The sequence below is a fragment of the Paenibacillus sp. y28 genome, assembly GCF_037137075.1.
Taxonomy (GTDB): domain Bacteria; phylum Bacillota; class Bacilli; order Paenibacillales; family NBRC-103111; genus JBBBNV01.
Window position 1 is genome coordinate 1 of record NZ_JBBBNV010000016.1, and the last position, 23,373, is coordinate 23,373.

The 23,373-nt window shown below is 56.0% G+C and carries 18 protein-coding genes; 10 read left to right on the forward strand and 8 right to left on the reverse strand.

What is annotated here, in order from left to right; all coding sequences use genetic code 11:
- Positions 1-512: 512 nt before the first annotated feature.
- Together WBG83_RS13755 and WBG83_RS13760 are read right to left on the reverse strand one after the other, a co-directional pair.
- Positions 513-725, reverse strand: coding sequence for a hypothetical protein (locus tag WBG83_RS13755; protein WP_336745676.1), 213 nt, complete (start codon positions 723-725; stop codon positions 513-515).
- Positions 726-905: 180 nt separating this feature from the next.
- A complete protein-coding gene (locus WBG83_RS13760) occupies positions 906-2,339 on the reverse strand; it encodes an aminotransferase-like domain-containing protein (RefSeq protein WP_336745776.1) in 1,434 nt (477 codons plus the stop codon).
- Positions 2,340-2,558: 219 nt separating this feature from the next.
- On the opposite strand from WBG83_RS13760, the gene WBG83_RS13765 reads away from it, so the two are divergent.
- The 7 genes from WBG83_RS13765 to WBG83_RS13795 all read left to right on the forward strand — a co-directional run bounded on the left by WBG83_RS13765 (position 2,559) and on the right by WBG83_RS13795 (position 10,285).
- The gene (locus tag WBG83_RS13765; protein WP_336745677.1) at positions 2,559-3,512 is read left to right on the forward strand and encodes a carbon-nitrogen hydrolase family protein; all 954 of its coding nucleotides are present in this window, start codon (positions 2,559-2,561) and stop codon (positions 3,510-3,512) included.
- A 328-nt stretch (positions 3,513-3,840) separates the two neighbouring features.
- The gene (locus tag WBG83_RS13770) at positions 3,841-4,839 is read left to right on the forward strand and encodes a beta-ketoacyl-ACP synthase III (RefSeq protein ID WP_336745678.1); all 999 of its coding nucleotides are present in this window, start codon (positions 3,841-3,843) and stop codon (positions 4,837-4,839) included.
- A complete protein-coding gene (locus WBG83_RS13775; RefSeq protein WP_336745680.1) occupies positions 4,829-6,187 on the forward strand; it encodes an ATP-grasp domain-containing protein in 1,359 nt (452 codons plus the stop codon). The genes WBG83_RS13770 and WBG83_RS13775 overlap by 11 nt, the downstream gene beginning before the upstream one ends.
- Positions 6,184-7,179: an NAD-dependent epimerase/dehydratase family protein gene (locus WBG83_RS13780; RefSeq protein WP_336745681.1), complete on the forward strand. Its 996-nt coding sequence runs from the start codon at positions 6,184-6,186 to the stop codon at positions 7,177-7,179. Before WBG83_RS13775 ends, WBG83_RS13780 begins: the two co-directional genes overlap by 4 nt.
- Positions 7,169-8,062 carry an MBL fold metallo-hydrolase gene (locus tag WBG83_RS13785; protein ID WP_336745682.1) on the forward strand — a complete coding sequence of 298 codons (894 nt, stop codon included), beginning with the start codon at positions 7,169-7,171 and terminating at the stop codon, positions 8,060-8,062. The genes WBG83_RS13780 and WBG83_RS13785 overlap by 11 nt, the downstream gene beginning before the upstream one ends.
- On the forward strand, positions 8,062-9,405 hold the full coding sequence (locus tag WBG83_RS13790) for a F390 synthetase-related protein (RefSeq protein WP_336745683.1): 1,344 nt from the start codon (positions 8,062-8,064) through the stop codon (positions 9,403-9,405). Before WBG83_RS13785 ends, WBG83_RS13790 begins: the two co-directional genes overlap by 1 nt.
- Positions 9,406-9,442: 37 nt before the next feature.
- Complete coding sequence (locus WBG83_RS13795) at positions 9,443-10,285, forward strand: SDR family oxidoreductase (RefSeq protein ID WP_336745684.1); 843 nt, start codon at positions 9,443-9,445, stop codon at positions 10,283-10,285.
- 277 nt (positions 10,286-10,562) lie between these two features.
- Here WBG83_RS13795 and WBG83_RS13800 read toward each other — a convergent pair whose 3' ends face one another.
- Positions 10,563-10,769, reverse strand: coding sequence for a hypothetical protein (locus tag WBG83_RS13800; RefSeq protein WP_336745686.1), 207 nt, complete (start codon positions 10,767-10,769; stop codon positions 10,563-10,565).
- A 521-nt stretch (positions 10,770-11,290) separates the two neighbouring features.
- Here WBG83_RS13800 and WBG83_RS13805 point away from each other — a divergent pair.
- Positions 11,291-12,430, forward strand: a complete 1,140-nt coding sequence (locus tag WBG83_RS13805; RefSeq protein ID WP_336745688.1) for a response regulator — start codon at positions 11,291-11,293, stop codon at positions 12,428-12,430.
- 212 nt (positions 12,431-12,642) lie between these two features.
- On the opposite strand, the gene WBG83_RS13810 is transcribed toward WBG83_RS13805, so the two are convergent.
- Entirely contained in the window at positions 12,643-13,389 is a 747-nt protein-coding gene (locus WBG83_RS13810) for a spermidine synthase (RefSeq protein WP_442955839.1), read from the reverse strand.
- A gap of 382 nt (positions 13,390-13,771) precedes the next feature.
- On the reverse strand, positions 13,772-14,824 hold the full coding sequence (locus tag WBG83_RS13815; RefSeq protein WP_336745690.1) for a YkvI family membrane protein: 1,053 nt from the start codon (positions 14,822-14,824) through the stop codon (positions 13,772-13,774).
- 674 nt (positions 14,825-15,498) lie between these two features.
- Between WBG83_RS13815 and WBG83_RS13820 the strand changes: the two genes are divergently transcribed.
- Positions 15,499-17,469 carry a methyl-accepting chemotaxis protein gene (locus tag WBG83_RS13820; RefSeq protein WP_336745691.1) on the forward strand — a complete coding sequence of 657 codons (1,971 nt, stop codon included), beginning with the start codon at positions 15,499-15,501 and terminating at the stop codon, positions 17,467-17,469.
- An 812-nt stretch (positions 17,470-18,281) separates the two neighbouring features.
- Here WBG83_RS13820 and WBG83_RS13825 read toward each other — a convergent pair.
- Positions 18,282-19,133 (reverse strand): SDR family oxidoreductase, encoded by an 852-nt coding sequence (locus WBG83_RS13825; protein ID WP_336745692.1) that lies wholly within the window; start codon positions 19,131-19,133, stop codon positions 18,282-18,284.
- Between the two features lie 705 nt (positions 19,134-19,838).
- Entirely contained in the window at positions 19,839-20,981 is a 1,143-nt protein-coding gene (locus WBG83_RS13830) for a THUMP domain-containing class I SAM-dependent RNA methyltransferase (RefSeq protein ID WP_336745693.1), read from the reverse strand.
- 295 nt (positions 20,982-21,276) lie between these two features.
- Between WBG83_RS13830 and WBG83_RS13835 the strand changes: the two genes are divergently transcribed.
- Complete coding sequence (locus WBG83_RS13835; protein ID WP_336745694.1) at positions 21,277-21,915, forward strand: O-methyltransferase; 639 nt, start codon at positions 21,277-21,279, stop codon at positions 21,913-21,915.
- A 226-nt stretch (positions 21,916-22,141) separates the two neighbouring features.
- Here the strand turns inward: WBG83_RS13835 and WBG83_RS13840 are convergent, their stop codons facing one another.
- The gene (locus WBG83_RS13840) at positions 22,142-23,344 is read right to left on the reverse strand and encodes an MFS transporter (RefSeq protein WP_336745695.1); all 1,203 of its coding nucleotides are present in this window, start codon (positions 23,342-23,344) and stop codon (positions 22,142-22,144) included.
- Between the last annotated feature and the right edge of the window lie 29 nt (positions 23,345-23,373).

The following is a 23,373-nucleotide window of genomic DNA, read 5'->3' on the forward strand; positions in this document are numbered from 1 at the left end:
CAAGCCTTTCAAATGGGCATACAAGGGTAAAGCCCTGAGCGTTTAAACGTTGGCCTATTTGCGGAATATAGCACTAGTTTTACGTTTTGAGGATAAGGAAGAACAGAATGTGTTCCAACTATTGGACATTGGAGGAGAACAACTCGTAATTACCGACAATGACGAATTTCTTTGTTAGCATAAAGATTCAACCAAGTCTTCAATATGATTTGTTTGTAAAAAAAGACGCTTCTTTCCCACAGAATTATGATGATGGAGGCGTCTTGCCATAGGGGGAATCGGAAATCAGGCAGTCAGAACGACGTCCTTAGGTTGCGGGTTTCCCCGAAGAAGCTTTTGGCGTATTCATGCTTCACTTCCGAACTGCCTGCGCCCCGTTTAAAACAAATCTTTATTTTTCTTGTAAAAAATCCAGCAGGAAATGACCATCGCAGCCAGCAAAATGTGTATTCCCCAGACCAGCAGCCAGATGCCGAGCGGATTGCCCATGACGCTCACCTTCTTCTTGTTGTTTATGCATTAATGTACACAATGAGGGCGATGACACATGCGATTGTGATGATGAGATAGATCCATGAAAGTCTGGACCAGTTGGCTTTTGTTTTTTGGTCATACCGGGGGTTGCCTTCCCGGTTTTTCTTGGAGACGCCGACCATAATGGTAGCCACGAGTGCAATCAGCATAATGACGGCGAATAAAATATAATAAGGAATTAATGATGACATATTCGATCCCCTCTTTGCGGCGGTTGTTACACCAGAAATATACCAAGCTTTGGCCCGGGAGTAACCATCCAATTGCAGCAGATTTAGCCCATCCAATCCCCATCCAATCCCCATCCAATCCCCATCCAATCCCCATCCAATTCTCATTCAATATGGCAAAAAAGCCGTCAGAACAAGCAATCACAGAAGCGAACGCAGGGCGCGGGCAAATTGGGCGATTCCGTGTCCGATTTCGTTCAGCCCCGGTCTGGCGAAGCTTAACCGGACGTGTCCCGGTCTGGAGCCGAAGACTGTGCCCGGCATGAACACGACTCCGCGTTTGATGCACTCCTCCAGCAGCTTGAAATCATCCACCGCGGAATGAAGCTTGCACCAGAGGTTCAGGCCTCCGTGGGCAGGAACAAACTGCACTTCATCCCCCAGCTCCCGGCGCAGACAGGCCATCATTTCCCGCTGCTTGGCGGCCAGCGACTGTCGGAGCAATCCGATATGCTCGTCAAACAGCGAAGAGCTGATGAATTCGTTGGCCAGCCACTGCGGGATGACGCTCAACCCGAAATCCATCTGCTGTCTGGCATCGGCCAGCCGGCCGACCACGGATTGAGGGGCAATCAGCCAGCCAATCCGGAAGCCGGAAGCGGCGATTTTGGACAGGGAGCCGACATACAGCACGGACCCGTGCGTATCGATGGATTTCAAGCTTTGCGGAAGCTCCCCGTAAAAGGAGGTAAGGCTGAACGGATCGTCCTCTACAAGCGGAATGCCGAGCTCCGCTGCAATGCGGAGGAGCTGCGCGCGTCTGGACGGGTGCAGGATGCTGCCGGTCGGATTCTGGAAATTCGGATTTAAAAACAGCATTCGAATCCGGTGCTGCCGGAATAAGCTGATGATATCCTCCGGCTGGATGCCGTCTTCCTGCACGGGAAGCGGAAACAGGCGAAGGCCCGCCGATTGGAACATCGGAAGCGAGTACGCATAAGAAGGGTCTTCAATCGCGACGGCATCCCCGGGCGCCAATAAGCATTGAGTAATAAGGTAGAGGGACTGCTGGGAGCCGGACGTGATTAAAATGGACGATTCCGTCGTTCGGATATTGAGCCGCTGCTCCAGGAATGGAACGAGGCTTTGCCGCAGCGGCAAATAGCCCTGCGGATCGTCATAGCCAAGCGTGGCTTCGAACGGGGCCTGCTTCAGCAGCTGCTTAACCGCGGCATTGGGAAACAAGTCGGGCGACAACTCGCCGCTGGCAAAATCGATAACCGGCGCTTTGACGCGGAGCACTTCCCGGATACGGCGGATAAGCGGCAGGTTCGGGGCGAATGTGCCGCCCTCCACATAGTTGCGCCAATTGGGAGACAAGCCGTCCGCCGGTCCCCAAGCCTGCTTGCTTACCATCGTTCCGCTTCCTGTCGTGCTCTCCACAATTCCCTTGGCCCTTAATTCCGCATAGGCTTGTACCACGGTGCTGCGGTTGACCCCTATCAGGTCGGCGAGCCTCCGCTCCGACGGCAGGAAGCTTCCCGGCGGAAACTCGCCATAGAGCATTCGCCGCTCCATTTGTTCTGAGATTTGCTGGTAGAGCGGCTTTTTACTTGTGCGATCCGGCTTCCACATCATTATCACCATTTTAATCAGGATAGTGACTCTATCGTACCCAAAATAAGGCACGGCGTCGACCGTGTGATAAATGGATGGGCGGATCTTCGGGGAAATGGACGGTTACAGCTTCCGGTATCGTCAGTATGATGGGCTTAGAACGGATTGTCATGTCAAAAACAAACTGAGGTTCGTGCAAGTTATTTTCCCGCCAAATCATGTAAAGGGGCTGTTTTTATGAGTAACCAGCAGGTTCGTGTGGCCGTCGTGCAAGCGGCTCCGGTTTTGTTTGATAAGAGCTCGGCGTTGGAGCAGATGATGCTTTGGACGCAGGAGGCAGCCAGGCAGCAGGTCCGGCTGGTCGTGTTCCCGGAAGTATTCGTGTCCGGGTATCCGCGGGGGCTGTCGTTCGGAACCCGGGTAGGCAGCCGGGCTGCGGACGGGCGCAAGGACTGGCACCGGTATTGGGAAAGCTCCATTCAGGCTCCAAGTGAAGACACGGCGCGTCTGGGGGAAATCGCCAGAGAAGCGTCTGTTTATCTGGTGGTCGGGGTAGTCGAGCGGGATGCCGAATACAGCAGCGCTACGCTGTACAATACGGTGCTTTATTTTGGTCCGGACGGATCGCTGCTCGGCAAGCACAGAAAACTCGTTCCGACCGGCTCGGAGCGGCTGCTGTGGGGCCAGGGCGACGGGAGCACATTGACCGTGGTCCAGACGCCGTTCGGCCGTATCGGCGGGCTGATTTGCTGGGAAAATTATATGCCGCTCGCCAGAATGGCGATGTACGCGAAAGGCGTGGATATTTGGATCGCTCCGACAGCGGATGCCCGGGATACATGGCAGGCTACGCTTCGTCATATCGCGTGTGAAGGCCGCTGCTTCGTTCTGTCGAGCAATCAGTTTGTCACGAAGGACACCTATCCGAAGGATTTGGCTTACTATGGGGATATTGCAGAGGAACCCGACATTTTGTGCCGCGGTGGCAGCGCCATTGTCGGACCGCTGGGGGAGTACGCCGCTCCGCCGTTGTTTGATCAGGAGGGCCTTCTGATCGCCGATCTGGATATGTCGCTGGTGGCGCAGAGCCGGTTTGATTTCGATGCGGTCGGCCATTACAGCCGCCCGGATGTTTTTCAGCTGCGTGTGAATGAAGCGGTCCAGAAGCATGTTCAGTTTGAGCCGCTGTAAGTAAACTTGCCTAGTTGGTTAGTTCCCGGCTCCGCCGTCCTTGACCTAAGGACAGCGGGGTTTATTTTTGCGTTCTCTTTGGTTAATTTGGTTAATCCGAACAAATGTACAGGATTGTCTGTATTTTTTAAAACCTTCCCCGGCGGATTACGTGATGTAGATAGAATCCTTTCTTTATGTACTTGTCACAACTTGTTATAACTTGTCATCAAAAATAAATTTCTGCAAGCCGCTGTAAAGTTTTGTAGAATACAAAGGATGAGGACGAATTAAGGACACAAGCCGGCTGATAGCCGATTGGCAAGCAGAATACAGAGAGGTGAATCGAATGCACACTCGCAATGTAAAAATTATCGGTACGGGCAAGTACATGCCGAAGCGCCGTGTGAGCGATACGGAGATGGACCGCCTGCTTGGTGTGCCGGATGGCTGGGTGCGCAAAAAAACAAGTGTCCGCTACCGTTATTTCGCCGGGGAGGAGACAGCCTCGCAGATGGGGGCGCGGGCAGCTTATGCAGCGCTGGAGTCAGCGGGCTTAGCCTTTGAGGAGGTGGATTGCCTCGTCTCCACGAGCGGGACGATGGAGCAGCCGATCCCCTGCACTGCCGCGTTGATTCAAGAGGCGATGGGGCAGCAGCAGTCCGGTGTTCCTGCATTTGATATCAATTCCACGTGCTTGAGCTTTGTGGCCGGGCTCGACGTGATGTCCTACATGGTGCAAGCGGGACGCTACCGGCATGTGCTGCTGGTGTCGACCGAAGTGGCCTCCAAAGGGCTGAATTGGCAGCAAAAAGAAAGCGCCGCCCTGTTCGGCGACGGAGCGGCTGCAGCGGTGATCGGTCCGTCCGGTCCGGGAGAGCCGTCGAAAATTTTGTCCGCTGCAATGGAGACGTACAGCGAAGGGGCGCATCTGTCCGAAATCCGGGGCGGAGGCAGCGGGCTGCCCGCAGGGAGCTGCGATCAGACGAAGGCCGAAGATTATTTGTTTGATATGCAGGGCGAGGCGATTTTTCGAATGGCCTCTAAGCGCCTGCCTGCGTTTCTGGATCGCTTGTTAAACGATGCCGGGAGCGAGATCAAGGACCTGAAGCTTGTCATCCCGCATCAAGGCAGCGCCATAGCCATGGAGCTGTTAAGACGCAAGCTGCGCATTTCCAAGGAGCAGCTGCTTTATATTACGCCCGATCATGGGAATACGATTGCGGCTTCCATTCCGATGGGGCTGCATGAGGCCGCCAGTCAAGGGCTTATCAAGCGGGGAGACCGGCTTTTGCTGCTCGGCACCTCGGCCGGATTAACCTTGGGAGGGGTTGTGCTTGATTATTAACCAAGGCGGCGGTTCCCTGCGCGGGACGAGGGTCTTGATTACCGGAGGGCGTGCTCCGGCGGCTCTGGAGCTGGCCCGTCTGCTGTCGGCCGCCGGGTGTGAAATCCATGCGGCGGACAGCATCCGGCACCAGCTGTGCGGCGCTTCCAGGGCAGCGGCCCGCCGCTATGAGGTTCCCGGCCCGGCCCGGGATATGGAAGGCTTCATAGCGGCGCTTGAGCATATTATAGAACGCGAGCGGATAGACTGGCTTATTCCTACCTGCGAGGAAGCCTTTTATGTGTCTGCCGGCGCAGAACGGTTAGGGCGGCTGTGTACGGTATTTGCCGCCCCGCTGCCCCAGCTGCGGAGATTACACAGCAAATGGGAGTTTATCCGGCGGGCGGAGGCGCTTGGATTTGCCGTGCCGCATACACAGCTGGTCCGGTCGCCGGAGGAATGGGATGCTGCCTATGCAGCGCTGGCTCAGGGGCGGCCTGCGGCTTCCTTGGCACAAGGCTATGTCGCCAAGCCGGAGTTCTCGCGGTTTGCGGCCAAGGTTCATATGGTACGCCCCGGCGGGGATAGGGCGCAGCGACTGCAGCAGCCGGATGCTTCCGGGAAAGCGGCAGGCGCAGGCGAAAGCCATGGAGCAGGACGGGCGCTATCCGCCGGGAAGCGGGAAAACCATACAATGGCCGGAGCCGCCGGAATGGAGCTGATTCAAGCCCCGCTGGCGGCGGACTGTTATCCTTGGGTCATCCAGCAGCTTGTTCCAGGGCGGAGCCTGTGCACCTACAGTATTGCTCACCAGGGACGCCTCGCCGCTCATGCGGCTTATGCCGCAACTTATCATGTTCATGGGGGAGCCTGCGTTTATTTCGAGCCGCTGTTCCACCCGCGCGCGACGGAATGGGTGCGGCGGTTTGTGGAGCTGGAGCAGTATACCGGCCAAATCGCGTTTGATTTTATCGAAACGGATGAAGGGGAACTGCTTCCGATCGAATGCAATCCGCGCACAACGAGCGGCATTCATCTGTTTCGGCCGGCTGACGGGCTGGCCAGTGCGATCCTGGCAGCGGACGAAGCACAGGGCGCGCTGCTGGAGCCTCAGCCGGGAACACGTAGAATGCTAGCTTTGCCGATGCTGTTGTACGGTATCCGGTCGGACCGATCCTGGAAGGGCTTCGGGACGTGGCTTCGCAAAAGCGCTGCGGCCCGGGATGTTGTGTTCCGCTGGACGGATGCGCGTCCCGCAGTAAAGCAAGCCCTGCTGCTATGGGAGCTGTGGCGGACTGCAGCGGCGCAAGGCGAAACCGTACTGGAGGCTTCTACCAGTGATATTGAATGGAACGGAGGGACGCGATGAGGGCGCTTGTTACAGGAGGCACCGGCTTTCTGGGAAGCCGTCTGGCGCTTCGGCTGCATGAAGCGGGCTGGGAGGTGACGGCGACGGGCCGGCGGAAGGACCAAGGGGACGCCTTGCAGCGCAAGGGCATCCGTTTTTTTCCTGCGGACCTGCGGGATGAGGAGCGAACCGCTGCCGCGTGCAGAGGACAGCAGGCCGTATTTCACTGCGGCGCGCTCTCCGCCTCCTGGGGACCGTACCGCGATTTTTATGACTGCAATGTCAAAGGGACCGAGCATATCATTGCCGGCTGCAAAAGGCATGAGGTGGAGCGGCTTATTCATGTCTCGACACCGAGTGTTTATTTTGGCGGCGCGGACCGGACGAATGTCCGGGAGACGGATGGCGTGCTGCGCCGCCAGGCAAGCGCCTATGCGGCAACGAAGCGGCTGGCGGAGCTTGCTGTGGAGCGGGCCTGCTCGGAAGGGCTGCCTGCGGTTATGATTCGGCCGAGGGCGTTGTTCGGGCCCGGGGACACAACCATTCTGCCCCGGTTAATTGAAGCGAGCCGCACCCAAGGAATTCCGCTGATTGACGGAGGCGGCGCGCTAATCGATTTGACCTATGTGGATAATGCGGTGGAGGCGCTGCTGCGGTGCCAGGCGGCCCCGGATGACATTATTGGACGGGCTTACAATATTACGAACGGGGAGCCGATGCCGTTTGTGGAGGCGGCCGAGAAGCTGTTCGGCAAGCTCGGTCTCCCGCTCCGCTACAAGCCGCTGCCATATGCAGCGACATACAGCGCAGCCGCGCTGATGGAGCTGGCCTCATGGCTGCTGCCTGGCGGCAGGGAGCCCCGGCTTACCCGGGCGGTGGTCGGGATGCTTGGCCGCAGCCAGACGCTGGACATTCAAGCGGCCCGCAAGGATCTCGGCTACTCCCCGGTTATCAGCGTGGATGCGGGGATGGATGCTTTTGCCCGCTGGTGGAGGGAGAAGCATGAGCGTTAACCAAAGCAAGTCATATCGCGCTGAAGGGGGGCCTGAGGCGGTGAAGGTCAAGCTGCGGCTGTTCGCGGCCGGCTGCTGCACACACCCGGAGTGGGTGACGCTGCAGGGCGGGTCCCTGCGCAGCAGCCGGATTCCGGCGATATTCGCTTGTATCGAGCATCCCCGACTTGGCGTGATTCTGGTGGATACCGGCTACTCAGCGGAATTTAGGAAGGAGACCCGCCGTTTGCCGGCCCGCCTGTATCGATGGATTACGCCGGTCACGTTCGAGGAGAAAGACCGGGCTGTACATCAGCTTGGGGCTTGCGGGATGACGGCCGAACAGGTCCAAAGCATCATCATTACTCATTTTCACGCTGATCATATCGCCGGGCTGAAGGATTTCCCTTCCGCCAGGTTTTTGTATTTGCCCGAGGCATATGACGCGGTAAAGCGGCTGCAGGGCTTGTCCGCGCTGCGCAGAGCTTTCCTTCCGGGGCTGCTGCCGGAACGGTTCGAGCAGCGATCCGCGCTGATTGATCGGGATCGGCAGGTCAAGCTGCATGCCGATGTGCCGTTTCCTTATGCGCTTGATGTACTCGGGGACGGAAGCCTGCTTGCGGTCGATCTGCCCGGCCATGCCGACGGCCAGATCGGGTTATTTTTGTCCACAGAGCAGCATGACTATTTCCTGTGCGCGGATGCGGCCTGGTCCAGCCGCGCCATCCGCGAGAATCGGCCGCCGCATGCTGCAGCAGAAGTCATCATGCCCAGCCGCGAGCAGTACCGGGACAGCTTCGGGCGGCTTGTAGAGCTGCATCGGTGCCGCCCCGAGCTGCGTATCGTGCCGTCGCATTGCCCGGAGGTATGGGCGAACTGGACGGCGGAGGGGGGACAGCTCTAATGGTCATGGATCAGCTTGGTATCGTTTACCGTTATGTATTAACCCGGTACGGGCGCGGCTGGAAGGACCGGGCGGCGCTGGAGCGCTGGCAGGAGACGCAGGTACAGCGGCATTTGGCCAAGGTACGGAGCAACTCTTCGTTTTACCGGGAGCTGTGGGGGAATCGCCCTCTATCCGAATGGCGGGATTTTCCGATCATCGATAAGGATCTGATGATGGAACACTTTAATCGGCTTAATACGGCAGGCATTCGAAAAGAGGAGGCGTTCGCTCTAGCTCAGCAGTCGGAGCAGACGCGGGACTTCACCCCGATGATAGACGGCGTCACGATCGGCCTTTCCTCAGGAACCTCGGGGCACCGGGGGCTGTTTCTCGTCAGCGCAAAAGAGCGTCGGGCCTGGGCCGGGGCGGTGCTGGCCAAAATACTGCCCGGCCCGCTGACCGGCCGTCACCGGATTGCGTTCTTCTTAAGGGCGAACAGCAATTTGTACGGAACGGTCGGCAGCCGGAGGCTTCAATTTGCCTTCTATGATTTGCTGCAGCCGCTGTCGGAGCATGTACGGCGGCTGAATGAGCAGCCGCCCAGCCTGCTTGTAGCTCCGGCCTCCATGCTGCGTCTGCTTGCCGAACGAAAGAGGGCCGGGGCGCTGCGCATTGAGCCTGAACGCGTCGTCTCTGTCGCAGAGGTGCTTGATCCGATGGACCGGCACTATATCGGGGAGACGTTCCGCCAGACGGTCCATCAGGTGTATCAGTGTACGGAAGGCTTCCTGGCCTCGACATGCGCCTATGGAACGCTGCATATGAATGAAGATATTGTATACATACAGAAGGAGTACATTGATCAGGAGCTGCGCAAATTTGTTCCAGTCATTACCGACTTCTCCAGAATGGCGCAGCCGATGGTCCGTTACCGGTTGAACGACATTCTCACCGAACGGCAGCAGCTCTGCCCCTGCGGATCGCCGTTTCTGGCGATTGAAGCGGTAGAAGGGCGCTGCGACGATTTGTTTTATTTTAAGGCTTCATCCGGAGAAGGGCTGGTTCGCGTGTTTCCCGATTTCATCGCACGGGCCATGCTGGCGGCCTCGGATGACATTCAGGCGTATCAGGTAGTGCTGCATGCGCCCGACCGGATGGAAATCTCGCTGCAGACCGGATCGGCGGATCAAGACACCGCGCGCAAGGCGGCGGCCGCCGCCATACATACGCTGTGCGTGCGCCTGGGCTGCCGGCCGCCGCTGGTTACGTTCACGGAGTATGTGTTTGTTCCGGGAGAACGGAAGCTGCGGCGCGTCGAACGGCGCTTCGATGTGGACGGCGATGCTTTGCTCATCCGGTAAGGAACGAAATAATAGGGAGTGAAAGGGGGAGAGAAGCATGAAACAGACTGAACCCGTAGCGCTGGTGACTGGCGCTTCCAGCGGCTTTGGCCTGCTGACAGCGGTCGCCTTGGCCCGGAGGGGCTATCGCACGATTGCGACGATGCGCAATCCCGAGAACAGCACGGATCTGCTCAAGAAGGCGGCAGCGGCAGGCGTAGAAGAAGCCATAGTCGTGCTTCCGATGGATGTGACGGATCAGGCGCAGATTCATCAAACCGTCTCTGCGGTGCTTCAGGCGTATGGCCGCATCGATGTGCTCATTAACAATGCGGGGTTTGCTGCTGGCGGATTCGTGGAGGACGTGCCGATGGACATCTGGAGAAAGCAAATCGAAACGAATGTGTTCGGGGTTATTGCGGTAACGAAGGCGGTGCTTCCCGCCATGCGGCAGCGCGGGTCAGGCTGCATCGTCAATATTGGCAGCGTGGCCGGTCGGATCGCTTTTCCCGGTTATGGGCCGTACAGCACCTCGAAATTCGCGCTGGAGGGCTTTAGCGAGGCCCTGCGGCTGGAGATGAAGCCGTTCGGCGTGCGGGTTGTTCTGCTTGAACCGGGGCCGTACCGGACGGACATCTGGCAGAAGGGCTTCGGCTCCATGAGCGGCCGTGCCGATTCGCCCTACCGCCATGCCCTTCAGCGTGTGCTGCGCTATTCCAAGAAGGCGGCGGAAACCGCCCCCGATCCCGCGCAGGTCGCGGACCGAATTGTGCAGATTGTGGAATCCGCCCGCCCGAAGCTGAGGTACCTCCTGGGGTGGAGCCCGGCTTTGTCGCTTATGGGCAAAGCGCTGCTGCCCTGGCGCTGGTATGAATATATTGTGGAGCGGCTTATGCGGTGAAGCCGGCGGCTGATACGGATCAATGCGTACGCTGTCCCAAAAACAGGAGACCTCGTCCAAGTACGGCGAAGTCTCCTTCTTTGACCCTAAATGTCTAAGAGAATTACCTGGCGTAAGAGAGTAAAAGCTCCCGTGCCGGCTTCCGGAGGCGGCTCCCAGCGCGCCGTATTTCGCTGCATGGCGGAGGTCTGCCGACCCGTATGGTTTTACTGCAAGAAGGCGATCGGTCTCTCGCATGAGGCCGAGCATACGGCATCCTTCCAGAGCGGCGTAGCCGCTACGCCAAATAAAAGGACCTGGTCCGCTTGCTGCCGCTGTTCAGGTACAGCGTTCCCTTCCAGCCGCTCCGGTGCTTCTTCAGCTCAACGGCCTGGAGGTCGATTGCTGTGTTCATATGATCCGCCACGGTAACGAATGTGTCGGTCAGCTTGTCCGTCAAATCCTCCAGAAACATCCCGGAATATGTGTTCTCGGGTAAACTCACCGGTACCCACCGGTTTGCGTAAAAAATACGAAATAACAAGGCGCCCATCCCTTTCTGGTTTTGTGAGGAAGTCCGTTTTCTGCTCCAACCAGTGTATCAAGCGAACCTATAATAAAACTATACAAGCAGGATCGGGCAAAGCGCTGCGCCTTTGCAGCTACACGAATTAACCGAGCGATTCTCGCTGGTTCATCGGCTCAGGAGAACAGGATGTCTCCACGGGTTCGCAGCTTCGGCATGCTCAGTCACCTTTCCGTTGTGCTGGCTTATGTCTGAAGCAGATGGCTTCTAGTCCTGTGCGTGCATTGTGACGAATGGGAGCCCGGCCAGATTTGTAGGCTTTTTGTGGTTCAGGCGGCTATACTCACTTGTTGAGCCTTTCACTACACAGCCAATACAGAATCCGGTATGATAGAACAGTAGAACCATCGAGAAGAGACGCTTACAAGCCAGCGGGCAAGCCAGAAAGGCTATCGGAAAAGATACGGTGCATGTTCGGAGAAGAGGAACTGGAGGGCCATATGAAAGCGTTGTTGGTTGATGATGAGCATTTGGCATTACAGCAGCTAAAGCACATGCTGGAGCAGGAAATCGGCGGAGTGCAGGTCGTCGGGATGTTCTCCGATCCGACCAAGGTCCATGAGGCTGTCCGGCAGCTTCAGCCTGACGTTGTATTTCTGGATATCCACATGCCGGGAATTCAGGGGCTTCAGCTGGGCGAACTGCTGCAGGCCAGTTACCCCGCGGTGGAGGTCGTATTTGTCACCGGCTACGATCAGTATGCGCTGCAAGCGTTCGAGCTGTATGCCCTGGATTATATTATGAAGCCGGTTCAGCTCGACCGCCTGCAGAAGACACTGCAGCGGCTGACTGATAAAATGGGGGCGCCGGCGGCGGCCGACCAGAACACGGAAGCGGCAATCATTTGCTGCTTCAAGCATCTCCGCTATAAAATGCCGGGCGAGGAGCCGCAACCGCTCAAATGGCGCACGAGCAAGGCCCGCGAGCTGTTTGCCTTCTTGCTGCACAACCGGAACCGCACAATGGACAGGGAGGTGCTGATTGAGCTGCTCTGGCCGAGCTTTGACGTGATGCGGGCGGCGCAGCAGCTGTATACTGCCATCTATCATATCCGCCAAACCTTGAAAGGCTGCGGACTGGATATGATCTCCATTACCAGCGGTGATTTGGAGGTCGGATACCGGCTGACACTCCATGAAGTGCGAATCGACACGGACGAATGGGAAGAACAGGTGAAGCAGCTGGAACGGATTAGCTGGGAGTGCGCAGCTGATCACGAGCGGGTCATGAATATGTATGAAGGGGACTATTACGGGGAGTACGAATACCTGTGGGCCGAGCACGAACGGGAGCGCCTGCGTCTGCTATGGCTTCATCACGCCCAGAACCTGAGTGGTTTTTATATGGAGCAGGGGAGCTTGCAGGCGGCGGTGTCCATCAATCATAGCATTCAGCAGCAGCTTCCTTATGAAGAAACGAGCTATTTTACTCTGATGAAGCTGTATCATGAGCTGGGCCGCCCGGAGCTGGTGGAGGAGCAGTATACGCTGCTGCTGTCCAGGCTTGAGGGCGAGCTGGAATCGGCGGTTGATACGGAAATTACTGACTGGTATGAGGATTGGAAGCAGGTTTATTTCTAATTTGTGCTGTGCTGCGAAAAAAGCCAATCGACGAGAAAGCAAAGGCCCCTAAGCCCGCCTGATGGCGAGAATCGGGGCCCTTGCTTTTTTTCAATTCGGGCCTGCTCCATACGTAATAGGATACGGATACCTTTCACGCAGTCCGGCACAGCAGCCGTGCTCACGTATTCGGCCCGCGGGGACAAAGCTCGGATTCAGATTGGCAGCCAGCCTTAGAACGTATTGTCCATCATCACATATCCATGGTCCAATTCGATTTCAACGAACCCTGCCAGGGACTTCGGCTTGTACCCGGCAGGCTTATGACTGCCCATGAGAATCATATTGCACAGGTCAGCCGCATCTCGGCCCGGCAAGCAAAAAACCGTGGTATACGCATAGGTTTGCCGAAGAGTCGTATGGACCGCGTGAAGCAGCTTGTCGTGATTTGCTCTTCCCATCAGATTGAGAAGAACGGCTCCATGCGGGGCCAGCTTGTTCGCCGTCATATCGAAAAATTCCGTGGTCATCAGATGAAGCGGGGTGCCCTTTTTCGTAAAGGCGTCCACAATAATGTAATCCAGAGCTTCCGGCTGCTGGCGGGAAAGAATGTCGCGCCCGTCACCGATGACGACATTATCGAGGCGGTAATCAAAAAAAGCTTTGCTAATCTCTACGACTTTTTCGTCGATTTCGGCAACCGTAAACTGTTTATCCGGGTAATGGCCGGGAATGGTGCCGATTCCGTGTCCAATCATGAAGACGCTGTCAAACGACGGCCGGTTGAATTCCATAAGATGCATCATGGCACGCGGGTATTCCAGCACGATACGCTGCGGGTTCTTTAGATCAATAGCGCCTTGTACGGCATGATCCGAAAACTGCAAAAACCGGAATTTGCCCATTTCCCCATACAGCTGGGTAGCTTCAAGAACCGAGATTTCATTCCAGCTGCTGGACGCCTTCGTAAGTATATGCAAGGTCATCGCTCTCCTTTGGTGCGTCCCGGCAGGCGAATCCCGGTTTGGAGATTCGATCAGGTGCTCGTGGCTGGGGCAACGGATTAAAAGTATAGCAAATCCCGGCGGAGATTTCTAATTTAAACAAGGGGGAGTGAAGCGTATAAGGCGAATTCGCTGTCCTGGTTATGAACAAATCCGCAGACGTATGAACAAGAGAACAACGACTACTTGCCGCGGAGGCGGCGCTTCGGCGCTAGGGGGCAGCCAAAACCTCAGTCACGGACGCGGCTAAACTTCTGATTCCGCCTCAGTCTGCCCTTCCAGCTCAAGCACTACCGACGTTTTGACAGGCGCTTGCGGCAGCCTGCAGCGCTCTCAAGGACTTCGCCTTGCACGCCGATTACTTCTCCGGAATCCGCTTTACAACCAGGAAGGCGAGCAGGAACAAGCCGATATAGCCGAACAGCGTATACAAATGGGAAAGCAGCATAGCATAGCTGATTTGACTGACGATAAAGCAGGCGAGCAAGATCGTCACAATAAGCAATTTGGTCGAGAGGGCGGGGTATAGGCTCTGAATCTGCCTTGTCATCCCGAATACGTTGCCAATCAAGGTGGTAAAGATTTCCCCGTAGATGACCAGAATAAACAAGATGTGCATGAAATGGCCCAGCTCCCTGATGACCTCTGCCATCGGGATGTCAAAATTCAAAATTTGGGGCATCAGCGAATTCATGGAGACATGGCTGGTCAGCAGCAGCAGCCCAATCCCGATTCCTCCCCAAATCCCGCCCCAGGTCAATATCTGCTCATCCTCAATCTCCTTGCCCAGCGGAACGAGCACAGCCTGAAGTGTTGTCAAATTCAGAGCGACATATGCAAACGGGCTAATGATCCATTCCAAATGCTGTACCTGCTTCAGCTGCCAGGCGCTTGTGCCGAACAGGGCGTCGGCCGAAAAATAAGAAATCCCGACAACGAGGGCGAAGAACACCATCATCGGTACAACTAGCGTATTGATAAGCAAAATGCCCTTCAGCTGGCGGCTCAGCACCAAGTAAATCAAAACCAGATTCAGCAGAATCCCCCACTGCTCGGACAGGCCGATTTGCTCTCTGAAGATGGAGCCGGCGCCGGAAAGCATCACCGCAGTAACGCCGAACAGGATGACAAAGCTGATTGCATTGGCTGCTTTTCCGAAATAAGGACCGAACAAATGCGTATTCAGCTCCTGGTGGGAATAAGCCCCAATCCGGCGGGACAGCACCATCATCTTCGTTCCAAGCCACAGAAACAACAGTGTGCTGACCAAAATACCGGCCAGGCCGTAGGCGCCGAAATGGGTAAAATACTGCATGATGGACAGCCCGGAAGCGAAGCCCGCACCTACAACAGTGCCCATATAGGTGGCGGCAATTTGAATAATAAGCCAGCTTTTACGGTTATTGCGCATAGCATCCTCCTGAACAAGCGGGAATTTCCATAATTCAGATGTATGTCCCAATCCCTTATATATTCATGACGATATGAAAAATTTGGACGTCCCCGGCGCTGCATACAGCCCAGAGCAGTCCCGTTGCTCCTAACCGCACTTGCGGGCAGCGTCGGCAAGCGTTCTTCTCATTTAATTCAGAGCGCGGCTTGGGAAAAGGCCTGGGCGGGACCACGATTGCTCTGTGAGCCTGCTTGCGCTGCTGCTGCTTGTCCTGCCGCTGGACATAGACGTGAACGGGCTTATGCCGCAGCGTGTACTCGTCGTCGAAGAGCGCACTTGTGTGCAGACGTTATATTAGTCCTGTTGTAATACATGATTTACATAATATTTCATGCTTCAGCCAGCAATTCCCGGCACCGGTCCAAAAACCCGTGAAAAACCGCTATACATGGTACAAATCCCCTATGAAGGACACAGTTAACGCCGATTACAAATCTGGTTTAAGCTGGTATGCTTAATTCCATAGTCATATCCAGACTCATGCTGCCGGGCTGCACTCGCGAACTTGGGAAGGGGGGGCGTTGATGAGTTTTATCCATGCCGGGGTGACTGCCAGGCCCATTTACGACTAAATTTGTAAGCGCTTTATATTTTGCAATGCCACTTACCGACCAGAGAGGAATTGAGAACGTATGAAACTCGATTGGAGACGCCTGGGCCAAAATTTTAAACTGAAGCTAATTGTCGCGTTTGCCCTTATCCTGATGATACCGACTGTCACCGTAGGTTTTCTTTCCTTCAACAGTGCCCAGTCTGAAGTACGGCATCAAATGATGGTTAGCGCCAATACAAATGTTGCAATCCTGAATGAAATTATTTCCAGCTCTATTGAATCCAAAAATCATGATTTGCAGTTTTTTTCGAAAAAGCTGGACCGCTTTACCTATAACAAGCCGACTGTACAGGCGATGTTCGACGAATATCTTGCGCTGCATCCCGAAGTGAACAGTCTTTCGTTCGGCACGGAGGACGGGCAATTTTACAGCTCCCCCGATATTGATCTTGGGGCGGATTTCAATCATAAGCTTCGTGACTGGTATAAGCTTGCGATGGCATCCCCAAATAAAGCGACCGTTACGCCCCCCTACGCTTCATCAGGGACAGGAGAAGTGATCGTCAGTCTTTCCCAAACGACACCGGACGGTAAAGGGGTGTTCACCATCGGCCTCGATCTCCGCGATTTGAAGAAAAAGGCGGAAAGCGTAAAGATCGGCCAGGATGGCTATATGGTGCTGCTCGATCAAACCGGGAAATTTATTTCCCATCCGACCTATGCCGCAGGCTCGGAGACTGAGGAGGAGTTTTGGAAGAAGCTGTATGATGGAGAGAAGGGCGAGTTCGCATACCTGTTTAACGGGGCAAGCAAAGAGATGGCATTTATGACGAATCCGCTCACAGGCTGGAAAATCGCCGGCACGATGCACACGGATGAAATTTCGAATGCCGTGTCCCCTATCTTCAGACAAACGCTAATTACGATGCTGCTTTGTCTGGCGGCTGGATCGGCGCTTATTGTTTTCATTCTGCGTTCCATTGTCAGACCGATTCAGCGTATGAAGCAGCAGGCGGTGCAGATGAGCGAAGGGGATTTAACCCAAGAGATTCGTATTGAATCCAACGATGAAATCGGCGCTCTTGGACAAGCCTTCGCACAGATGCAGCAAAACCTGCGTTCGCTTGTTGAAAATGTAAATCGCAGCGCCGTCCAGGTCGCGGCCGCAGCAGAGGAGCTTACCGAGAGCGCGAAGCAGACCAGCGAGGCCAGCCAGCAGGTGTCCGGCGCAGTGCAGGAAATTGCGGACAGCGCCGAAACCCAAACCGGCAGTCTGGAGGACAACGCCCGGCAGCTTGGCGATATCGCCTCCGGCATTGCCGTCATTGCGGACAGAACGTCGGCCGTCGCGGATTTGACGAGGCATTCGACCGAACAGGCCCGGGAAGGCGGCGAGGCTGTTCAGCAAACCGTGGAGCAGATGAAATCCATTTCCTTGTCGGTGACCCGGTCTAATGAGCAGATTCAGCAGCTGCACGATCACGTGCAGGAAATTGGCCATATCTCGAATACGATCGGCGATATTGCGAACCAAACCAATCTGCTGGCGCTGAATGCCTCCATTGAGGCGGCCAGGGCGGGAGAGAACGGAAGAGGCTTTGCGGTCGTGGCCAGCGAGGTGCGCAAGCTGGCGGAGCAGTCCCAGGATTCGACCATACATATTAAGCAGCTCATTCAGGAAATACAGCACAATACAGCCGGCACGGTGGCTACGATGGCGAAGGTGACAGGCGAGGTAGAGGACGGCCTGCGAATCTCGAATGATACCATTCTCAAGTTCAACCTGATTGTAGACAGCATGAGTGAAACGGGTCCACTCGTGGAGGAGGTCGTGACGATTGTTCAGCGAATTTCCTCGGGAGTGCAGACCGTGGCCCAGGCCGCGAAGGAGCTGACACTGATTGCCACCGGAAATGCCGCTGTTTCTGAGGAAGTCGCTGCATCCGCTCAGGAGCAGCTTGCGTCCATGGAGGAAATTACGGCATCGGCGGATTCGCTGACCCAGATGGCCGGGGAGTTGAAGCGGCTGATTAGCACGTTTAAATATTAAGGCGCTGGCTGCTGGCGGAGGGTAAAGCAGGAGCCGGAGGCCGCTGATGCCAGCGGCTTTCGGACATAGGCTGCTTGGGCATAAGCATACCCAAGGCGCAAAGAGAAGGCGGAGTCCATGTCAGATGGAGTCCGCCTTCTTAATTGTGCGCCCGGCATGGGCGATAACTTGGCGGTGAAGGTCCGCTACAGACTTGGCAGTAGGAACTGTCAGCTAAAGGCAAGGGTGTCCACCGCGAGGTGGAAGCTGAAGGAAGCCGGAGGCAAACCCTCGGTCTGACGAACAGAAATCACATAGAAGGCATGGTGGGGCGGATGAGCTTGCAATACAAAGCAAAGTCCAATACGGCCCGAATCCCATTATGTAGATGCGGCAGATAGATGAGGGGAAAGTTATCGCTCTTACCCGGAATACGCCGCGAAACAGAGGAAGGTTCTCCGCAAGGAGGACCGCTGTCGCCGCGATTGGCGAACATCTACCTGAACGAGTTCATGTACATCTGGAAGCAATGGAAGAAGCCGAGGACGAAGGTGCAAAACCTGCGAAAGCGAGGGATACCGGAATGGCAGGCTTATCAATGGGGAAACACCCGACGGGGATACTGGCATATCGCAGGGAGCGCGGTGTTGAATCGCTCGGTTACAAAGGAAAAGCTCGCACAGGCAGGGGATTATGATTTCCCTGCCCAGTACGAGCGTCTACGACAATTGCACGCAAACGGTTGAACCGCCGTATACCGAACGGTACGTACGGTGGTGTGAGAGGACGGCTACTCAATGAATGGGTAGTCTCCTGCTCGATTGCTCAAGCTTTTATTTTCCGGCAATAACACGAATTGCTTCACGCAGCGGCTGGACCGGGCGGCCGAGCAGCTTTTCCAGATCAGCACCTTCAACAGCCAGTGCGCCGTGGCGAATCGCTTTCTGCATATCCGTAAAAATATCCACAAGGAAGTCCGGCAGGCCGGTGCCCCGCAGCATCTCCGCGTACGCAGCATCGCTTACGTTTTGGATCTGAATTTCTTGTCCTAGCACCTCTTGTACCAGCTCAACCAGCTCATCCAGTGTGCGGAGCGGGCCCGACAGCTCATAAATCGTATTCTCATGCCCTTCGCCGGCAAGCACCGCAGCAGCGGCATGGGCATAGTCACGGCGGGCGGCCCAGCCGATTTTGGCGGTATCCGTAGCATGGACCCAAGGCGCGCCCTGCATAACGGCCTGGATGCTGCCGGTCTCGTTCTCGATATACCAGTTGTTGCGCAGGAACGAATAAGGGATGCCTGAAGCGCGGATTAGCTGCTCTGTCGAGCGGTGATCGGAAGCAAGATCGGCTGTGCTGTCCTGTGCATTAACAATGCTGGTATAGGCAATGAAGCGCACGCCGGATTGCTTGGCCGCGTCTATCGCCGCTTGGTGCTGCGCAACCCGGTTTTCGCCTGCGGTAGAAATAAGCAGCAGACGGTCCACGCCCGCAAAAGCCTTCTCCAGCGTCTGGGGCTGATCGAAGTCTCCTTGTCGGACATCTACGCCCTTGGCTTGCAGATGAGCGGCTTTATCTGTATCGCGTACACTGACGGCTATATTGGCCGCAGGCACCGTCTGCAGCAGCTTTTCTACCACCAGGGCCCCCAATTGTCCTGTTGCACCGGTAACTAAAATCTTCATTTGTCAATGTCCTCCCTGCATTGGAATGGTTGTTCTGTTTCTTTTGTCCGGTTGTCTTTTACAAAGCCGAACCTGCCAGATTTAATCACAGCCTCGGCTTTGATGGATGTAACCAATAAGATTACAACCAGGATGCAAAAAACATCTCTATGCAGACCGGTTGGCGGCAGCGCCGACTCCCCTCAGGCAGGCTTTTCGGTAAATGCAGCAAGATCCAATACTGCAGCATCTCCGATGCGCACGAATTCGAAGCGCGCGTTGTAGCTGCGCGTCGGTCAAGCAGTCGGTCGAGCAGTCGATCAAGCCTCGGCATGTACCAATCGTCCAACAATGAGAAATTTTATCGTTGTAACTATAATAGTTACAATGAGATGAATTGTCAATTATTCAATCTGAATTTTTCTATGCAAGCGTGATCCGGCCAAAAAATCAGCGGATTGTGCAGCGAAGAAATGAAGAAAACGATGAATCATTCATAAGGAAATACACCGATTCAATCCCGGCTCCTTCTTGTACATAATAGGCAGAAGTCATCATGGTTCCATGGGCATTAAAATGTTATCCCGTCGCCTTGAACGGGGGGAGCGGTCATCAGGCTGCGTTTTGGACCCGTGGCTTCGCCGTAGGCTGCTTACTGGGGGCAGCGGAATATAAATAAGCCCTTCCGGCTTCGTATCGGGCAACGGAAGGGCTGAGAAGCATATTCTAGGACCGCGGCGGCAGCGGCCCCAAATATTGATACAAATTACATTCGATTCGTCCGTTGAACAGCTTGCGCTTCTTGTCGGCATTGCGGCCGAAGAAGTGCTCGAATTGCTTGTCCGGGCTGATAGCGAACACAGACCAGGTCGAGCCCCACAGCATCGCCCGGCCGAGCTGGCGGATAACCTTCTCCGCCTCCTTGTCATCGCCGAGACGTTCGCCATATGGCGGGTTCGTGATGATGCAGCCGTATTTGCCGGCATTCTCCAGGTTCAGCTTGGCGACAGGGGCCACGCTCAGCCGGATTTCCTTGGCCAGTCCGGCGCTCTTGGCGGCAGCCAGGGCAATGTCGATCGTCTCAGGATCGATGTCGTAACCGCTGATGTCCAGCGGCTGGTCGTCACGCACGAGATCGTAGGCTTCGTCCCGGGCCTCGTCCCAGCGATCCGCGCCGATACGATCCCAGTGATCGGCGCTGAATTTGCGCCGCAGTCCGGGCGCAATGTTCCAGCCGATCATGGCGGCTTCAATCGGAATCGTACCCGAGCCGCAGAATGGGTCTACGAGCGGACGTCCCGGAGTCCAGCGGCTCAGCAGCACCATCGCTGCGGCCATCGTTTCCTTGATCGGAGCCTCTGCAACGAGCTTGCGGTAGCCCCGCTTGTGCAGGCTTGGCCCGGTCGTGTCAATTGTCAGGGTGGCGAGGTTGTTCAGCAGCGCGACTTCAATGACGTAACGGGGGCCGGTCTCTTCAAACCAGGAGGTTTGGTAGTGCTGCTTCAGGCTCTCGACAACGGCCTTCTTCACGATGCCTTGGCAGGCCGGAACACTGGAGAGCTGTGATTTATGGGATCGTCCCTCCACGGGGAACTCTGCATCGCTTGGAATCCAATCAGCCCAAGGCAGCGCCTTGGTGCCCTCAAATAAATCTTCAAAGGTGGTTGCCTCGAACCGCCCCATCTCGATCAAAATCCGGTCAGCCGTACGCAGCCACAAATTGGCGCGACAGATGGCGAGCTCATCCCCCTTGAACCGGATTTTTCCGTTTTCGACTTGAACGTCGGTGTAGCCCAAATCCCTTACTTCCCGGGCGACGATTGCTTCCAGCCCCATTGGACAGGTGGCAATCAGCTGTAGTGCTGTCATTCTTGCATTCACTCCATCTGTTCGGTTATTGTTACAATAAGTATAGGGGAAAGACTGGCCGGTTACAAATACAATCGAACCGGCCGTTACGGAGGGTGCTCGGCGTAACAATCATATACGTTCCGTTCTTGACGATGCGTCTGAACGGGCGCTGCCCTTACAGGCGAAATGGAGCCGAAGGATATGGATGACAGCCGCATGATGCAGGCGAAATAACGGCTGTGCATTGCCGGACAGAAATTCATGTCGGCGGAAAGCCGGATGTTTTACCGGAATATTGAGGAGGAAACGAAGGATGAACGAGCAAAACGCAGAGCAGTATATGGAGGCGCTGTATCCCGAGGACGATATGCTGACCCTGGTGCAGCAGGGAATTGCCCGTGCGGGCATGCCGCAGATCTCCGTGTCTCCGGGCTACGGCCGGCTGCTTACACTGCTAGTGCAAATTAGCGGCGCCCGGCAGGTGCTGGAGATTGGGGCGCTGGGCGGGTACAGCGGCATCTGCTTGGCCAGAGGGCTGGGCGAGCAGGGCAAGCTGACCTCGCTGGAGCTTAAGGCGGAGTTTGCCGAGATCGCCAGGCAGCATATGATCGAAGCAGGCTTCGGAGACAAGGTCGATTACCGGATCGGCGAGGCGCTCGATAGCCTGACGCAGCTGGAGCGGGAAGCGGCGCGCTTCGACTTGTTTTTTATCGATGCGGACAAGGCGAACTATCCCGCCTATCTGGAATGGGCAATCCGGCTGGCTAATCCCGGCGCGCTTGTTATCGGGGACAATACACTGATGCGGGGCAAAACGCTTCATCACGAGATGCAGGGTCAGGGTGTACGCGGCATGCGGGCCTTCAACCAGGCCATAGCCACCGATCCGCGGCTGGAGAGCGCCATGCTTCCTGCTTATGACGGTTTGGCAATCGCCCGCGTAAAAGGATAGGACGACCTTCCTGAGATGCAAAAAGCATGATGCAGGTGCAGGAATCCGGCGGAATAGCGCGTTCCATTGCATAATTAGGATGAAAGAAGGCGGGCACACAGGCCGGCGGGCATGTTATAGGAGAGCAGACGGCAAAAGCCGGCAGATGGGCAGCAAAACGGATAGATCAGGGAAGCGCCGGGTCTATCCGTTTTGGCTGCAGCTGACACGGCGTGCGTGAAGAGCGCTACGCTTCGGCATTGTCAGGTCTCCCTACCAGCGTGCGCCGCACCCACAGCATATTCAGCAGCATCAGGCTGCCGGTCATAATAAAAATACCGCGGATGCCCAGCGGGCCGGATAACGCCCCGCCCAGTATCGGACCAAGCATGTTCCCCAGCGCCAGCGCACTGGAATTCATGCTGAAGGAGCGGCTTTCCATGCCGTCGGGCGTGTAGCGCCGGATGAGGGAATTGACCGAAGGCAGCAGGCCGCCGATACACATGCCAAGGAAAAATCGGCAAAGCAGCAGCTGCCAGACCGATGTTACGAATGCATGGGGGATGAACACAAGCCCCGCACCCAAGAGACAAAACATCAGCACCTTCTGTGCCCCGTGTTGATCACTGATGCGTCCAAGAATGGGGGAGGCAATCAGGTTGGAAATTCCGGTTACCGATCCGACCAGTCCGGCGAAGAAGGCCACATATTCTCCGGGCCCAATTAGACGCTGTACAAACAGCGGCAAGAGCGATTGCGGGCTGAGCATGGCAAATTGCAGCAGGATTGTTACGGTAAACAAGGCCTTCAGCTGCGGAACGGAGCTCAGAAGCCGGAAATTTTCCAGAATCGACATGTTCGGCTGCTTGCGCGCGGCCTGCACGTCAAATGACTCTTTGACCACAGCCGCCGTCAGGAGCATGGCCGCAAAGAGCAGCCCCCCGGTTAGGAAGAAGATGTACCGGAATCCGATCCAGACCTCAAGCAAGCCGCCAAACAGCGGCCCAAGAATCGTTCCGGCCACGAAGCCGGATTGCAAAATCCCCATCGCAAACCCCATCCGCTCCTTCGGGGTCGTCGCCGAGACCAGCGCAATGGCCGCCGGATTAAAGCCGGCGACTGTGCCGTTCAGCAGCCGCAGCGCGAACAGCTGCCACGGATGCGTAGCCAGGCCCATCAGGCTGATTACAATCGTCATGCCCAGGCTGGAACGAATCAGCATGACCTTGCGCCCGTGCTTATCGGCAAGCTTTCCCCAAAGCGGCTGAAAGAAGAAGGAGGATACAAAGCTCCCCGCAAAAATAAAGCTGGACCACATCGCTACCTGATGCGTATCCGTAACGCCAAGCTCCTGTACATACAAGGGCAGGAACGGGGTAATCATCGTCATGCCCGCCATCACCAAAAAATTACCAAACCATAGCACGGCTAAATTCAGCTTCCAATTCATCGGTTCCAGTCCCCTTTGTGTGCTGCGCC

Bases quoted from the DNA above. Each gene is read 5' to 3' on its own strand.
- WBG83_RS13755 (WP_336745676.1), bottom strand. From the start codon at position 725: ATGTCATCATTAATTCCTTATTATATTTTATTCGCCGTCATTATGCTG.
- WBG83_RS13760 (WP_336745776.1), bottom strand. From the start codon at position 2,339: ATGTGGAAGCCGGATCGCACAAGTAAAAAGCCGCTCTACCAGCAAATC.
- WBG83_RS13765 (WP_336745677.1), top strand. From the start codon at position 2,559: ATGAGTAACCAGCAGGTTCGTGTGGCCGTCGTGCAAGCGGCTCCGGTT.
- WBG83_RS13770 (WP_336745678.1), top strand. From the start codon at position 3,841: ATGCACACTCGCAATGTAAAAATTATCGGTACGGGCAAGTACATGCCG.
- WBG83_RS13780 (WP_336745681.1), top strand. From the start codon at position 6,184: ATGAGGGCGCTTGTTACAGGAGGCACCGGCTTTCTGGGAAGCCGTCTG.
- WBG83_RS13785 (WP_336745682.1), top strand. From the start codon at position 7,169: ATGAGCGTTAACCAAAGCAAGTCATATCGCGCTGAAGGGGGGCCTGAG.
- WBG83_RS13790 (WP_336745683.1), top strand. From the start codon at position 8,062: ATGGTCATGGATCAGCTTGGTATCGTTTACCGTTATGTATTAACCCGG.
- WBG83_RS13795 (WP_336745684.1), top strand. From the start codon at position 9,443: ATGAAACAGACTGAACCCGTAGCGCTGGTGACTGGCGCTTCCAGCGGC.
- WBG83_RS13805 (WP_336745688.1), top strand. From the start codon at position 11,291: ATGAAAGCGTTGTTGGTTGATGATGAGCATTTGGCATTACAGCAGCTA.
- WBG83_RS13815 (WP_336745690.1), bottom strand. From the start codon at position 14,824: ATGCGCAATAACCGTAAAAGCTGGCTTATTATTCAAATTGCCGCCACC.
- WBG83_RS13820 (WP_336745691.1), top strand. From the start codon at position 15,499: ATGAAACTCGATTGGAGACGCCTGGGCCAAAATTTTAAACTGAAGCTA.
- WBG83_RS13825 (WP_336745692.1), bottom strand. From the start codon at position 19,133: ATGAAGATTTTAGTTACCGGTGCAACAGGACAATTGGGGGCCCTGGTG.
- WBG83_RS13830 (WP_336745693.1), bottom strand. From the start codon at position 20,981: ATGACAGCACTACAGCTGATTGCCACCTGTCCAATGGGGCTGGAAGCA.
- WBG83_RS13835 (WP_336745694.1), top strand. From the start codon at position 21,277: ATGAACGAGCAAAACGCAGAGCAGTATATGGAGGCGCTGTATCCCGAG.
- WBG83_RS13840 (WP_336745695.1), bottom strand. From the start codon at position 23,344: ATGAATTGGAAGCTGAATTTAGCCGTGCTATGGTTTGGTAATTTTTTG.